Source organism: Agromyces humi (assembly GCF_009720255.1).
GTDB classification, from domain to species: Bacteria; Actinomycetota; Actinomycetes; order Actinomycetales; family Microbacteriaceae; genus Agromyces; species Agromyces humi.
In genome coordinates this window covers 1-14070 of the sequence record NZ_WJSP02000061.1, presented here as the reverse complement: position 1 = coordinate 14070, position 14070 = coordinate 1, and the positions used below count along the sequence as shown (strand labels likewise).

Sequence of the window (14070 nt, the reverse complement as noted above, 5' to 3'; positions counted from 1 at the left end):
CCGCCGGCGCCGGCCCACGTTGCTCTCGCACGGGAAGGGCGGCTCCCGTCCGCCGGCGTCCCCTGCCGGCGCGGACGGGAGCCGCCATGCTCAGCCGCGCGCCCCCCGACGGCGACTGAGCAGCATGAGTGCCCCGGCGAGGAGCACGACGAGTGCGCCCCCGAGCCACGGCGTCGGGTCGAATCCGGTCGAGGCGATGCCCGACGAGGTTCCAGCCTGACTGCCGGGTGCGGCAGCGGGCGGTGCGCCGGCGGCGGGCGTGTACGCGAATGCGTCCTCGGCAGTCGCGCCACCGCACTCCTCGGACCCCACGACCGTGACGTCGACGGTGCCGACACCGGCCGGGGCGACGGCGATGATCGAGGTGTCGTCGACGACCTCGAAGCTCGTCGCGGGAACGTCCCCGAACAGCACGGCGGTCGCACCGGCGAAGCAGTGCCCGGTGATCGTCACCTGGGTGCCACCCGCCTCCGGCCCGCTGCCGGGTTCGATCCCGTCGATCGTGGTGACGGGCGTGTACTCGAACTCGAGCGGCGGCGAGGCTCCACCGGGGGTCGTGACGACCACGTCGACCGGACCGGCAGCGTGCGGCGGCGTCACGATCGTGATGGTCGTGTCATCCACCACGGTGAAGTCCACCTCCTCGCCGTCGACCGTGACGCTCGTCGCGCCGCCGAGGTCGGTGCCCGTGATGGTGACCTCGGTGCCGCCGGTCTCCGGGCCCTCCTCCGGCGCGAGTGCGGTCAACGCCGGTGCCGGCACGTACGTGAACGGCAGCGCGTTGCTGTCCCCGCCTGGCGTGGTGACGATCACGTCGACCGGCCCGGCGGCGTGCGGCGGGGTCGTGAACGTGATCTCGGTGTCGCTCACCTGGATGAACGGCACGGATGTCCCGTCGATGGTCACCTCGGTCGCACCGGCCAGGTTCGTGCCGGTGATCGTCACCGGCGTGCCGCCGGCGACCGGGCCCTCATCGGGCGTCAACGCTGTCAGCGCAGGAGCCGGCACGTACGTGAACGGCAGTGCGTTGCTCGGTCCGCCGGGGGTCTCCACGATCACGTCGACCGGTCCGGCCGCGTGCGGCGGCGTGGTGAACGTGATCTCCGTGGGGCTCACCTGCGTGAACGGCACGGATGCCCCGTCGATGGTCACCTCGGTCGCACCGGCCAGGTTCGTGCCGGTGATCGTCACCGGCGTGCCGCCGGCGACCGGGCCCTCATCGGGCGTCAGCGCCGTCAGCACGGGGGCCGGCACGTACGTGAACGGCAACGGATTGCTCTCGCCGCCGGGCGTGGTGACGATGACGTCGACCGGACCGGCCGCGTGCGGCGGCGTGACGAACGCGATCTCCGTGTCGCTCACCTGGGTGAACGGCACCGAGACGCCGTCGATCGTCACCTCCGTCGCCTCGGCGAGCGCGGTGCCGCTGATCGTCACGATCGTGCCGCCGACGGTCGGTCCCTCATCGGGCGTCAGCGTCGTCAACGCCGGCACGTCGAGGTAGGTGAACGTCAGCGGGTTGGTGTCGCCGCCGGGCGTCTCCACGATCACGTCGACCGGGCCGGCGGCGTGCGGCGGGGTGACGAACGTGATCTCCGTGTCGCTGACGGGCGTGAACGCGACGGGGACGCCGTCGATCGTCACGCCGGTGGCGCCCGTGAGGCCGCTCCCGGTGATCGTGACGTCCGTGCCACCGGCGACCGGTCCGACATCCGGCGTGAGCGAGAGGATGACCGGCCCCGGCAGGTAGGTGAAGGCGAGCGGGCCGCTGACACCACCCGGCGTCGTGACGGTCACATCGACGGGTCCGGGCAGGTGCGGCGGCGTCACGAAGGTGACCTCGGTCGCACTGACCTGCGTGAACGGCACGGATGTCCCGTCGATCGTCACGGCGGTCGCACCGCCGAGGTCCGTCCCCGTGATCGACACGAGCGTGCCACCGGCGGCCGGGCCCTCATCGGGCGTCAGCGCGATCAGGCTCGGAGCCGGCACGTACGTGAACGGCAGCGCGTTGCTGTCCCCGCCTGGCGTGGCCACGATCACGTCGACCGGACCCGCGGCGTGCGGCGGGGTCGTGAACGTGATCTCGGTGTCGCTCACCTGCGTGAACGGCACGGATGCCCCATCGATGGTCACCTCGGTCGCACCGGCCAGGTCCGTGCCGGTGATCGTCACCGGCGTGCCGCCGGCGACCGGACCCTCATCGGGCGTCAGCGCCGTCAGCGCAGGAGCCGGCACGTACGTGAACGGCAGCGCGTCGCTGGCACCGCCCGGCGTCGTGACCACCACGTCGACCGGGCCGGCCACGTGCGGCGGCGTCGTGAACGTGATCTCCGTGGGGCTCACCTGCGTGAACGGCACGGATGCCCCGTCGATCGTCACCGCGGTCGCACCGGCGAGGTCCGTGCCGGTGATCGTCACCGGCGTGCCACCGGCCACCGGTCCCTCGTCGGGCGTCAGCGCGGTCAGGTCGGGAGCGGGGACGAACGTGAACGGCAGCGGGCCCGATTGGCCCGCCGCGGTCGTGACCGTCACGTTCACCGGGCCGGCCGCGTGCGGCGGCGTGACGAACGTGACCTCGGTGTCGCTCACCTGGGTGAAGGGCACGGAGACGCCGTCGATCGTCACCGCGGTCGTGCCGGCGAGCGCGGTGCCGTCGATGGAGACGAGCGTGCCACCGGCCGCCGGACCCTCGTCGGGTGTCAGCGAGATGAGCACGGGGGCCACGAGGTTCGGCCCGACGAGGGCCTGCGCCAGGTTCAGTTCGAGCAGCTCGGGCACGATCGTGCTGGGCAGGAGGCTGAGCCGCAGCGCGGTCTCCTGGAAGACGGCGCCCGCGACGGGCGGCTCGGGTTCCTGCACGTTCGCCAGCAGCGAGACGACAGTGTCCAGCAGCAGGATGGCCGGGTTCAGCGAGTCGATCACCGGGTTCAGCACGTCGTCGGTGAGGGTCGTGAGGAAGGTGCCGAGGGCACCGGTGTCGGGGTCGAGGAGCGTGTCGACGATCGGTCCGAGCGCGTCGAGGATGAGCGCATCGGTGACGCCCGTGATCGGGAGGACTCCGAGCGCGGTGATGTCGACGGTGGCGCTGCCGTCGGCGATCGTGGCGAGCGTGCCGTCGACGGTCACGTTCACGAGCGGGATGAGCCCGACGGCGTTGACATCGACGTCGATCGACACGGTGGCGGCGTCGAGCGCCGCGGTGACCGCATCGCTCAGGTCGTCGACCAGACCGTCGATGAGGTCGGCGACCTGGCTCGTGACCTCGGTCAAGACGGCCGCGGAGAGCAGCTCCGTGCTAGGCGGCAGCCCGTTCAGGCCGCCGACGAGCTGGTCGAGGTCGAGCGTGATGGTGCCGGCCGCCAGGTCGATCACCACTCCCCCGCCCGAGTCGAGCGGCGTCGCGAGGATAGGCGCGACCGCGGCGGGCAGGTCGACCGAGATTGTGGCGCTGGCATCGCCGAGACCGCCGACCGCGAGCACGCTGTCGACGGCGGAGAGGACCCCCTGCACCAGCTCGCCTTCAAGCGCGTCGACGGCAGTGTCGAGCGTGCCGACCGCCCCGTTCACCGTCGTCGTGATGCCCGCAATCACCGGGCTGTCGACCTGCACGACCGCGGAGGCGATCTCGTAGTCGCCGACGGGCGTGCCACCGGCCGTCACTTCTGCCTGGGCGCTGACCGCGCCGACTTCGAGGTCGAGGTCGGTGATGGTGCCTGCGAACTCGGCACCCAGCAGGTCGGCGAGGTCGAAGCCCAGCGGACCGGGCGCCACGCCGGGCGCCGGAGTGATGCCGGTGCCGATCGCTCCGGTGTCGGAGATGAGGCCCGAGGCGCCGAGCGACGATCCGTCCGTCGCTGCGCTCGCGTACTGGCCGACCACACCCGCGTCGACGAAGTCCACCGGCAGCTGGATGCCGCCGCCGATGTCGACGCTCAGCAGGCCGAGCACGCCGAGGTCGAGGTTCTGCGAGTTCGTCTCGGCCGTGACGCCGTCGCTCGTCGCGGTCTCACCCTCGATGCCGACGACGGCGTCGAGGTTCATGAGGTCGAACAGCGACCCCGAGAGGAAGCGTCCCTCGGCGTGCGAGGTGTCTCCGGGGACGGCCGTGGCGGTCAGCGCGCCGCCCGCGGCCAGCACTGCGACGACGCTCAGGAAGGCCGTGGTGCGGAACCGGAAGCGCTTGCCGCGGTTCCTGCGATCCCGTTCGACTCGTGCCCAGGCACGCGTGTGCTGCTCCATCGGTCAACCCCCATGACGACGAATCGGTGGGCTCGTCCTCGAGCCCTACCCCCGGGTGTCAACCTAGGGGCAAGCTGAGTCTCGGGACAAGGGTTTCCCGAAAGAAGCCTGAAGATTACCTCGAGGAAACTTCGGGAACATCCGCGACCCTGGTCGGCGTCGTCGCGGACGCCGTCCCTCCCGCTTCGACGTCGGCCTCGTCCGTTCCGTGCCGCTCGGCCTCGCCCGTTCCGTGGCCGTCGGCCTCGCCCGCTCCGTGGTCGCGGGCGGCGCTGAGCCCCGCGAATCCACGGATGAACAGCGGACTGCCACCGAGCACGAGGTAGAGCGCCGCGCAGGTCGCCAGGGTCGGCACGAGCCCGAGCTGCTCCACCGCCAAACCCCCCAGCAGCGCGCCGAGCGGCATCGATGCCGCGACGCCCGCGGTGGTGGCGCCGAACACGCGGGCGCGCATGCCGTCAGGCACCTCGCCGTACATGGCCGTGGCCATCATCGGGTTGAGGGCGCCGGCGGCGAGGCCCGACAGGGCGAGCACCGGAAGGAGCACGGGCAGCGGCGCGCCGAGCGCCATCGCCAGGTAGGGCGGAGTACCCGCGAGCACGAAGCATGTGGCGAACATCAGCCGCCCCGAGTACCGGTGCCCGAACACGCCGAAGAGCGCGGAGCCGGTGAGCGCGCCGGCCGCGAAGCATCCGACCATGAAGCCGAGCACGGCCGGGTCGTGCAGCACCTGCGTCGCGTACACCGGCTTCAGCACCGTCATGCCGGCGGCGTCGATCGCGTTGGTGAGCGTCACGAGGAGCACGATGGCACGCAGCAGAGGATGCCTCGCGATGAACCGGATGCCCGCGACGAAGCCGCCCTTCGCGTGCTCGTCGTCGCCCGATTCGGCTGCATCGGCCGCCGCTGCCGCAGCCACGGCGCGCGGGACGAAGCAGGCGACGAGGACCGCCGAGACGACGAACCCCGCCGCATCCACGATGAGCGCCGGAACCGGTCCGAACAGCGCGACCATGGCGCCCGCGACGCCCGCGCCGACCATGGTCGAGGTGCGCTGCACTGCCGATTGCGCTCCCGCGGCGCGGGCGAGCGGCATCCGTGCCAGCTTCGCGAGGTCGGGCACGAGGGAGGTCTTCGCGGTGTCGCCCGGCGGGTCGAGGAGGCCACCGAGGAACACCAGCGCGAGCAGCGCCCCGAACGAGAGGCCGACCGTGGCGCTGAGCAACGGGATCGCGATGATGGCGAGCGCGCTCGCGAGATCCGCGACGATGCTCGAGACGCGGTAGCCGAAGCGGTCGACGAGCACGCCGCCGAAGGTGCCGCCGATGATGAGCGGGACCGTGGCGAACACGCCGGCCACGCCCGCGGCGAGCGGCGACCCGGTCTGGGTCAGGGCGATGATCGGGATGGCGACGAGCGCGATGGCGTTGCCGCCGAGCGAGAAGAACTGGGCCGTGTAGAGCGCGAGCAGCGGCACGCGCCGACGTGCCCCGCTCATGACAGCGTCCTCGGGAAGGTGTGCGTGATCCACCGCACCGCCCGGGTGCCCTCGCGGGGCTCGCGGCCACGCGCCCACCACTTCTCGCGCACCGCCTCGAGGTCGGCGTTGAGCTCGCGGAACTCGTCGAGCGTGAGCTGTGCTCCTCCGTCGCTCGAGTCGGAGGCCGCCACCCACTCGGGCTCGAGGGCGAGTTCGGCGTCGAGCGCCTGCAGGAGTTCGCGGTGATAGAGATCGAGCACCGCCCGCCGCATCGCCTCGTCGGCCTCGCGCCGATCCGGGTCGTCGAGGAAGTCGGCCGACTGCGAGGTCGTCATCTCGTGCGCGGCCTTCCACCAGCGCTCGCGGCCGTCTCGTTCGAGTTCGGGTGCGGGGACGACGAACCCGTGCTTCGCCAGCGTCGCGAGGTGGTAGCTCACCGACCCGGATGCCGCGCCGGTGGCCTGTGCGAGCGCGCCCACCGACTGCGGTCCCTCCACGCGCAGGAGCCCCAGGATGCGCAACCGCAGGGGGTGGGCGAGCGCACGCATGGGGCCCGGATCGTGGACCTGGATCACCCGGTCTCGGTGCTCCCCCCGCCCTGCGGAGTTCGATGCGTGCTCGGAATCGGTCATGTGTCGATGCTAACTCCGCAAGACTCATTGCACAATACTTCTTGCGCAATGGTTCGTGCGAAATCCCCGGTACGGGACGGCCTCGGATCAGGCGGTGACGACCGCGAGCGTCTGCCGGGCGATCTCGAGTTCCTCGTCGGTCGGCACGACGAGCACGGCCGTGCGCGAGGCATCCGTCGAGATGCGCCGAGCGCCGCTCCCCCGCTCACGGTTGCGATCGGGGTCGAGCTCGACGCCGAACCCCTCCAGGCCCGCGAGCGACCACTCACGCACGATCGGCGCGTTCTCGCCGACGCCCGCGGTGAAGGCGATCGCGTCGACCCGGCCGAGCTGGGCGGCGTAGGCCCCCACGTACGAGCGGATCCGGTGCGTGTACACCTCGAGCGCGAGGGTCGCCGCCTCATCGCCCGCTTCTGCGGCCGACACGAGGTCGCGCATGTCGCCGTGCCCGCCGAGCCCGAGGATGCCGCTGCGCTTGTTGAGCAGGTCGTCGAGGCCGTCGGCATCGAGCCCGGCCCGGCGCTCGAGATGCAGCAGGATCGCCGGATCGAGGTCGCCCGACCGCGTGCCCATGACGAGTCCCTCGAGCGGCGTCATGCCCATGCTCGTCTCCACCGAACGCCCGCCCGACACGGCGCAGGCCGACGCGCCGTTGCCGAGGTGCAGCACGATGAGGCGCAGGTCCTCGACCGGACGCCCGAGGAACTCGGCGGCCGCCCGGGACACGAACCGGTGCGAGGTGCCGTGGAACCCGTAGCGGCGGATGCGGTGCTTCGCCGCCACCTCGCGGTCGATGGCGTAGGTGTAGGCCGCCGGCGGCATCGTCTGGTGGAACGCCGTGTCGAAGACGGCGACGTGCGGCACGTCGGGGAACGCCTTCTCGGCCGCGACGATGCCCGCGAGGTTCGCCGGGTTGTGCAGTGGTGCGAGCACCGACAGCTCGTCGATGTTGATCTTCACGAGCTCGGTGATCACCGTCGGCTCGAAGAACCGGGCTCCGCCCTGCACGACCCGGTGGCCCACGGCGATGGGCGGGTGCTCCTCCAGCGAGGGGCCGTGCACGGCGAACGCCTCGAGCATCCACGCGAAGGCGGCGTCGTGGTCGGGCACCGCGACGTCGTCGCGGAACGTCTCGTCAGGGGCATCCGGCCCGCTCACGGCATCTGCTCCACCCGACGACGCGGTCGACGGATGCCGCACCGTGTGCGTCGCCCGGCCGTCGGCCTGCCCGATCCGCTCGATGAGCCCGCTCGCCAGCGGCTCGGCCGCCTCGACGTCGATCAGCTGGTACTTCATCGACGACGAGCCCGAGTTCACGACGAGGACGATGCTCACGAGGCATCCGCCGCCTGGATCGCCGTGATGGCCACGGTGTTCACGATGTCCTGCACCAGGGCGCCCCGGGAGAGGTCGTTGATGGGCTTGTTGAGGCCCTGCAGCACCGGGCCGATGGCGACCGCGCCCGACGAGCGCTGCACGGCCTTGTAGGTGTTGTTGCCCGTGTTGAGGTCGGGGAAGATGAACACCGTCGCCCGGCCCGCGACCGTCGACTCGGGCAGTTTCGTGCGGGCCACCGCGGCGTCGGCTGCGGCGTCGTACTGGATCGGTCCCTCGACCGCGAGCTCTGGCGCGCGCTCGCGCACGAGCTCGGTCGCGCGACGTACCTTGTCGACGTCGACCCCGGTACCCGACTCGCCCGTGGAGTACGACAGCATGGCGACGAGCGGCTCGATGCCGAACTGTTTCGCCGTCGCGGCCGACGAGATGGCGATGTCGGCGAGCTGCTCGGCGGTCGGCATCGGCACGATCGCGCAGTCGCCGTAGACGAGCACCCGGTCGGCGAGCGCCATGAGGAACACGCTCGACACCACGTCGACGCCGGGCCTCGTCTTGATGATCTCGAAGGCCGGTCGGATGGTGTGCGCGGTCGTGTGCACTGCGCCCGACACCATGCCGTCGGCGAGCCCCAGCGCGACCATCATGGTGCCGAAGTACGACACGTCCTGCACGATCTCGCGAGCCTGCTCGAGCGTGACGCCCTTGTGCGCGCGGCGACGCTGGTATTCATCGGCGAACCGGTAGACGAGCACGTGGTCGTGGTTCGAGAGCACCGTGGCGCGGGAGATGTCGAGGCCGAGCCCGATCGCGCGCGCGCGGATCTCGATCTCCTCGCCGAGGATCGTGAGGTCGGCGACGTCGCGGGCGAGCAGCGTCGCGGCGGCACGGAGGATCCGGTCGTCGTAGCCCTCGGGCAGCACGATGTGCTTGCGCTCGCGCCGCGCGCGCTCGAGCAGGCCGTACTCGAACATGAGCGGCGTGACGACCTCGGGCCGCGCGACGTCGAGCAGGTCGAGCAGCGCGTGGCCGTCGACGTGCTTCTCGAAGAGCGACAGCGCCGTGTCGCGCTTGCGCTGCGACTCCGCAGCCAGGCGTCCGCGCGTCTGCGTGATCGCGAGTGCCGTGTCGTAGGTGCCGAGCTGCGTGCGGATGATCGGCAGCCCCGCCTTGAGCCCGTCGACGAGCCGTTCGACCGCATCGGACAGCGGGAAGCCGCCGTTCAGCACGATGCCCGAGATCGACGGGAACGTGGCCGAGGTGTGCGCCGTGAGCACGCCGAGCAGCACCTCACTGCGGTCGCCGGGCACGACGACGACCGACCCCTCGATCAGCCGGGTGAGCACGTTCTCCATCGACATCGCGGCGACGACGACGCCGAGCGCCTCGCGGTCGAGCAGGTCGGGGTCGCCGGCGTACAGCTCGCCGTCGACGGCGACCATGATGCTGCGCATCGACGGGGCGACGAGGAACGGGTCCTCGGGGATGGCCCACACGGCGACGGATGCCGCGGACATCGTCTCGACACCCGAGACCGCATCGACCTCCCACCGGGCCGCCGCGGCCACGCGCTGCACGATGACGCCGAGCTGCTCGGGATCGGCACGGTTCACGACGACGCCGAGGAGGGTGGCGTGCTCGCGCCCGAGCTCCTCGATCGCGAGCTCGGTGAGCTGGGCGAGCTCCTCTGGCGTGCGCGCGTCAGCATGCCCGAGCCGCTCGGAGCGCGCACGTCCCTCGCCGACCCGTCCGCCGAGCACGAGCAGCACGGGGGCGCCGAGGTTCGCCGCGATGCGGGCGTTGTAGGCGAGCTCCGTCGGGCTGCCGACATCCGTGAAGTCGGAACCGAGCACGACGACCGCGTCGCAGCGATCCTCGACGGCCTTGAAGCGCTGCACGATCGTCGCGAGCGCCGCGTCGGGGTCGGCGTGCACGTCGTCGTACGACACGCCGATCGCGTCCTCGTACTCGAGCGGCACCACGCCCTCGTGCGCGAGCAGCAGGTCGAGCACGTAGTCGCGCTCCTCGGTCGACCGCGAGATCGGGCGGAACACGCCCACGCGCGTCGCGCGCCGGGTCAGGGTGTCGAGCGTGCCGAGGGCCACCGTGGACTTGCCGGTGTTGCCCTCGGCGGAGCAGATGTAGATGCGGTGCGCCACGGGCCCCAGCCTATTGGGCGGGCCTCGCGGCACGACTGGGAATGCGCCGGATGCCGCGTGCCGGCGCTCGTGGCCCGCGGCCGGCGCGGCCCGCGGTCAACTCCGCGGGTCCGGCTCGGGTAGACTGTCTCCGGCTCCTCACGTGGCGCCATCCAGGCCAACTCCCCCAGGGCGGAAACGCAGCAAGGGTAACCGGGCTCTGGCGGGTGCGTGAGGAGTCTCAGGAGGATTCGCCTAGTGGCCTATGGCGCACGCTTGGAAAGCGTGTTGGGTGAAAGCCCTCGGGGGTTCGAATCCCCCATCCTCCGCCAGAGAACCCCGGGTGACGCGCAACGCTCATCCGGGGTTCGAATCCCCCATCCTCCGCTCAAACCCGAACGGCCCGATCTCCTCGCAGATCGGGCCGTTCGTCGTTTCCGGACGGCCGTGTCCTCATTAATGCGGAATAGCGGCGGAGCGCCCTGAAGAACATGATGTGAGAGATGTCAACGGCGGCGATGGACACAAGGAGTGGGGACGCAGGGGGCTCCTCCATCGGGCCGACGGCAGTAAGGGGCGACGGCCTCAGGGTATTCACCCTGAGGCCGCGTCGCACCCTCACCAGGAGCATCGGGCTTCCGATCGCCGCGCTCGCGCTGCCCGTGCTGGCAGCGGAGCTGTGGCTCCTCGATCCGAGCGGTACATGGCCGATCGTCGCCTGGACCGGCCTCGTGACGGCCGCCCTGATCACGATCGCGTGGCTCGCCTACCAGCGCACGCAGGCCTCGGTCAGCGAATACGGCATCGTCGAGCGCGGCTTCTTCGGCGGAACCTACACGGTCGCCGCACGCGATATCGCCGGCATCCTGCGCGTGGAGCTGTACCGTCCCAACAGCCTCGACACCACGCACGAGCTCTTCGTCGTCAGCCGGAACGGACGCGGCGTCTTCCGCATGCGCGGCAGGTTCTGGAACACGGCCACGATGGACCAGGTCTCCGAGATCCTCGGCGCCGAGGAGTCGGTGCGGACTGAGCCGGTCACGCTCGCCGAGCTGCGCGAGACCGACCCGAACCTCCTCTACTGGTTCGAACGGCGCTCGCTCACGCGCTGAGCTCGTCGCCCGCCGGGCGGTCGCCGGTCGTGCTGCGGTCGGTCGCAATGCCGAGCAGCGGCGCGTCAGGACGGCTCGACGGCAGCTCGTGGAATCCGAGCCGGTCGTAGAACGCGCGCGCCGCCGTGTTCGCGGCGTCCATGCCGAGGTGCACGGCCGGAACGCCCCGAGCCGCGAGCGCGTCGCGCAGCGTGTCGATCAGGCGGCGGCCGAGGCCCTGTCCCTGCAGCTCGGGCAGCAGGTCGATGTGCAGGTGCGCCGGATACGCGTCGACCTCGGCGATGAGCATGCGGTCGGGGTCCGTGCCGGCCTCGATGAGCTGCGCCTCGGTGAAGCCCGGGTTGCGACCGGTGGGCGGACCGGGTGACGGATGCCGCTCCCGGAAGCCGGGCGTCCACTCGCGCTTCCACCACTCGACGAAGGCGCGGGTGTCGGCGACGCCGATGACGTAGCCGAGTGCGCGGCCGTCGTGCCCGTCGTCGACCACGAACGCGAGGTCGGGGTCGTAGGCGACGTAGGGCAGCGCGAACACCTCGGGCATCAGCGAGTCGTCGGAGTACACCCCGGTCGCGTCCCCGCCTCCGGCTGCCGTGCGCAGGCAGATCTCGTACACGGCGTCGCGGTCGCCCGGGCGGTAGGGACGGATGAACGGATGCCGCGGAGCGGCGTCATCCGAGGACGCGTTCGTCGCGGCATCCGCTCGCTCGCCGCTCACCGGCGCCGCCTCGTGCCGAAGATGCCCTCGACGACGGTCGTGAGCACGTCGCGGGTCGCCTTGGAGCCGAGCACCTGCTCGAGCACCGAGTCGCCGCCGGAGGAACGGGAGCGGGTGGTCGTCGATCGCGAGCGGGAGGTGCCGGAGGTGCGCTTCATGAGCCGGTCGTACTCGGCCTGCGCCGCCTTCTGCTCCCTGTCGCGCTGCTTCTCGATGGCGGCCTGCTGCTTGGCGAACTCGGCGTCGGCCTTCGCCCTGGCCGCGGCATCCTCTGCGGCCTGGGCGGCGGCCGCCGCGGCGTTCATCTTCGCGGTGAGCAGCTCGTGTGCGGACTCCCGGTCGATCGCGGTGCCGTACTTGGCCTGCAGGGGCGACGCGGCGACAGCCGTATCGATCGCGGCATCCGGCGACGGGGACATGAGGGCCAGCGGTGCCCGCAGCCGGGTCCAAGCAACCGGACTCGGCGCCCCCTTCTCGTTCATGACGGTGACGATGGCCTCGCCGGTGCCGAGCGTCGTGAGGACCTCCTCGAGGTCGTAGCCCGACCTCGGGTAGGTCGACACGGTCGCGCGCAACGCCTTCGCGTCGTCGGGGGTGAACGCCCGCAGCTGGTGCTGCACCCGCGACCCGAGCTGGGCCAGGACGTCGGCGGGCACGTCCTTCGGCGTCTGCGTGACGAAGAACACGCCGACGCCCTTCGAGCGGATCAGGCGCACGGTCTGCACGACCTGCTGCAGGAAGTCCTTGGAGGCGTCGGCGAACAGCAGGTGCGCCTCGTCGAAGAAGAACACGAGCTTGGGCTGGTCGAGGTCGCCCACCTCGGGGAGGTCGTTGAAGAGATCGGCGAGCAGCCACATGAGGAAGGTCGAGTAGAGCGCCGGGCGATCGGCGACCCCGGGCACCTCGAGGAGGCTGACGATGCCGCGACCATCCGATGCCACGCGCAGGAACTCGGCCGTGTCGATCTCGGGCTCCCCGAAGAACGCGTCGGCGCCGGCCTCGGCGAACGCGACCAGCTCGCGCAGGATGACGCCGACCGTCGCCTTGGAGAGTCCGCCGAGGCCCTCGAGCTCGCCCTTGCCCTCGTCGCTCGTGAGGTACTGCAGCACCGCGCGGAGGTCTTCGAGGTCGAGCAGTGCCAGTCCCGCGTTCTCGGCGTAGTGGAACACGAGTCCGAGGCTCGACTCCTGCGTGTCGTTGAGGCCGAGCACCTTGCTCAGCAGCAACGGACCGAACCCGGCGACCGTCGCTCGGATCGGCACGCCGCGGCCGATGCCGCCGAGGGAGAAGAACTCGACCGGGAACGAGGCCGCCTCCCAGGCCTGGCCGATGCCGGCCGTGCGCTCGAGGAGCTTCTCGTTGCCCTCGCCTGGGGTCGCGATCCCCGAGAGGTCGCCCTTGATGTCGGCGGCGAACACGGCCACGCCGTGGGCGGCGAGCTGCTCGGCGAGCACCTGCAGCGTGCGGGTCTTGCCCGTCCCGGTCGCGCCCGCGACCAGCCCGTGCCGGTTCGTCATCGCGAGCGGGATGCGCACGGGCACGTCGGGCATCGCCTCGCCGTTCACGAGGGCGCCCATCTCGAGGGCGGGGCCGTCGAACGCGTAGCCGTCGCGGATGGCGGCGACCTCGGCAGCGTGGACAACCCCTTCGCCGGGGCCGTGCACCGCGCCGTGGAGGACGCGGCCCTCGAGCACGGCGTCGCCGTCTTCGCGTCGAGCCTCGACGACGACCCCGATCGCGAGCAGGAGGCGGTCGCCGCATTCCTGCGCCGACGCGTCGACGGGCTCATCCTCACGACCGTCTCCGACAGCCAGGCCTACCTCGCCCCGGAGCTCCGGCGCGGCACGCCCGTCGTCTTCGTCGACCGCGAACCCGCGGGCATCACCTCCGACGCCGTCGTCAGCGACAACGCCGACGGTGCCGCGCTCGCCACCCGCCACCTCCTCGAGCACGGGCACCGCCGGCTCGCCTACCTCGGCGACAAGGCCGGCATCCAGACGGCCCGCGAGCGCCGGCGGGGCTTCCTCGAGGAACTCGGCCGGGCCGGCGTCGCCACGCGCGACCTGCCCGTCATCCAGAACCTGCACGACGAGGAATCGGCCCGCGCCGCCACGATCGCGCTGTTCGACTCGCCGAACCCGCCCACCGCGATCTTCAGCAGCCAGAACCTCGTCACCATCGGGGTCATCCGCGGCCTGCGCGAACTCGGCCGGCACCGCGACACCGCCCTCGTCGGATTCGACGACGTGCCCCTCGGCGACCTCCTCGATCCCGGCGTGACCGTGGTCGGAGGCATCCGGAGTGCCCGATCGCCGCGCGTCGACCGTGTTCTTCGGCGGCGGCACGCCGACACTGCTGCCTGCAGACGACCTAGTGCGCATGCTCGGCGCCGTGCGCGACGAGTTCGGCTTCGACG

General features: G+C 71.5%; 8 protein-coding genes, 1 tRNA gene, 1 other RNA gene and 1 pseudogene. 4 read left to right on the top strand and 7 right to left on the bottom strand.

Translation table 11 applies throughout. The features are described from left to right. Window positions 1-90: 90 nt before the first annotated feature. The 5 genes from GH736_RS07915 to pta form a co-directional block, all read right to left on the bottom strand. The gene (locus GH736_RS07915) at window positions 91-4242 is read right to left on the bottom strand and encodes an IPT/TIG domain-containing protein (protein WP_159601901.1); all 4152 of its coding nucleotides are present in this window, start codon (window positions 4240-4242) and stop codon (window positions 91-93) included. Window positions 4243-4357: 115 nt separating this feature from the next. Continuing rightward, window positions 4358-5740 (bottom strand): MFS transporter, encoded by a 1383-nt coding sequence (locus GH736_RS07910; protein WP_159601899.1) that lies wholly within the window; start codon window positions 5738-5740, stop codon window positions 4358-4360. Beyond that, on the bottom strand, window positions 5737-6354 hold the full coding sequence (locus GH736_RS07905; protein ID WP_159601897.1) for a helix-turn-helix domain-containing protein: 618 nt from the start codon (window positions 6352-6354) through the stop codon (window positions 5737-5739). Before GH736_RS07905 ends, GH736_RS07910 begins: the two co-directional genes overlap by 4 nt. Before the next feature lie 87 nt (window positions 6355-6441). Next, the gene (locus GH736_RS07900; RefSeq protein WP_159601895.1) at window positions 6442-7689 is read right to left on the bottom strand and encodes an acetate/propionate family kinase; all 1248 of its coding nucleotides are present in this window, start codon (window positions 7687-7689) and stop codon (window positions 6442-6444) included. Then, window positions 7686-9848: a phosphate acetyltransferase gene (gene pta, locus GH736_RS07895; protein ID WP_159601893.1), complete on the bottom strand. Its 2163-nt coding sequence runs from the start codon at window positions 9846-9848 to the stop codon at window positions 7686-7688. Before pta ends, GH736_RS07900 begins: the two co-directional genes overlap by 4 nt. A 129-nt stretch (window positions 9849-9977) precedes the next feature. On the opposite strand from pta, the gene ffs reads away from it, so the two are divergent. From ffs to GH736_RS07880, 3 genes are all read left to right on the top strand, one after another. After that, an RNA gene (ffs, locus tag GH736_RS07890) (signal recognition particle sRNA small type) lies at window positions 9978-10074 on the top strand. After that, window positions 10072-10159, top strand: a tRNA-Ser gene (locus GH736_RS07885). The genes ffs and GH736_RS07885 overlap by 3 nt, the downstream gene beginning before the upstream one ends. 171 nt (window positions 10160-10330) lie before the next feature. Further along, window positions 10331-10939 carry a hypothetical protein gene (locus GH736_RS07880; RefSeq protein ID WP_159601891.1) on the top strand — a complete coding sequence of 203 codons (609 nt, stop codon included), beginning with the start codon at window positions 10331-10333 and terminating at the stop codon, window positions 10937-10939. Here the strand turns inward: GH736_RS07880 and GH736_RS07875 are convergent. Next, window positions 10929-11654 (bottom strand): GNAT family N-acetyltransferase, encoded by a 726-nt coding sequence (locus GH736_RS07875; RefSeq protein WP_159601889.1) that lies wholly within the window; start codon window positions 11652-11654, stop codon window positions 10929-10931. The genes GH736_RS07880 and GH736_RS07875 overlap by 11 nt on opposite strands. Continuing rightward, the gene (locus GH736_RS07870) at window positions 11651-13348 is read right to left on the bottom strand and encodes a helicase HerA-like domain-containing protein (RefSeq protein ID WP_407922330.1); all 1698 of its coding nucleotides are present in this window, start codon (window positions 13346-13348) and stop codon (window positions 11651-11653) included. The genes GH736_RS07875 and GH736_RS07870 overlap by 4 nt, the downstream gene beginning before the upstream one ends. On the opposite strand from GH736_RS07870, the pseudogene GH736_RS07865 reads away from it, so the two are divergent. Next, window positions 13289-13882 (top strand): annotated as a pseudogene (locus tag GH736_RS07865) (substrate-binding domain-containing protein); the annotation flags it as partial. The gene GH736_RS07870 and the pseudogene GH736_RS07865 overlap by 60 nt on opposite strands. Window positions 13883-14070: the final 188 nt, after the last annotated feature.

Coding starts and splice junctions, on each gene's coding strand:
- GH736_RS07905 (WP_159601897.1), bottom strand. CDS start 6,354: ATGACCGATTCCGAGCACGCATCGAACTCCGCAGGGCGGGGGGAGCAC.
- GH736_RS07880 (WP_159601891.1), top strand. CDS start 10,331: ATGTCAACGGCGGCGATGGACACAAGGAGTGGGGACGCAGGGGGCTCC.
- GH736_RS07910 (WP_159601899.1), bottom strand. CDS start 5,740: ATGAGCGGGGCACGTCGGCGCGTGCCGCTGCTCGCGCTCTACACGGCC.
- GH736_RS07915 (WP_159601901.1), bottom strand. CDS start 4,242: ATGGAGCAGCACACGCGTGCCTGGGCACGAGTCGAACGGGATCGCAGG.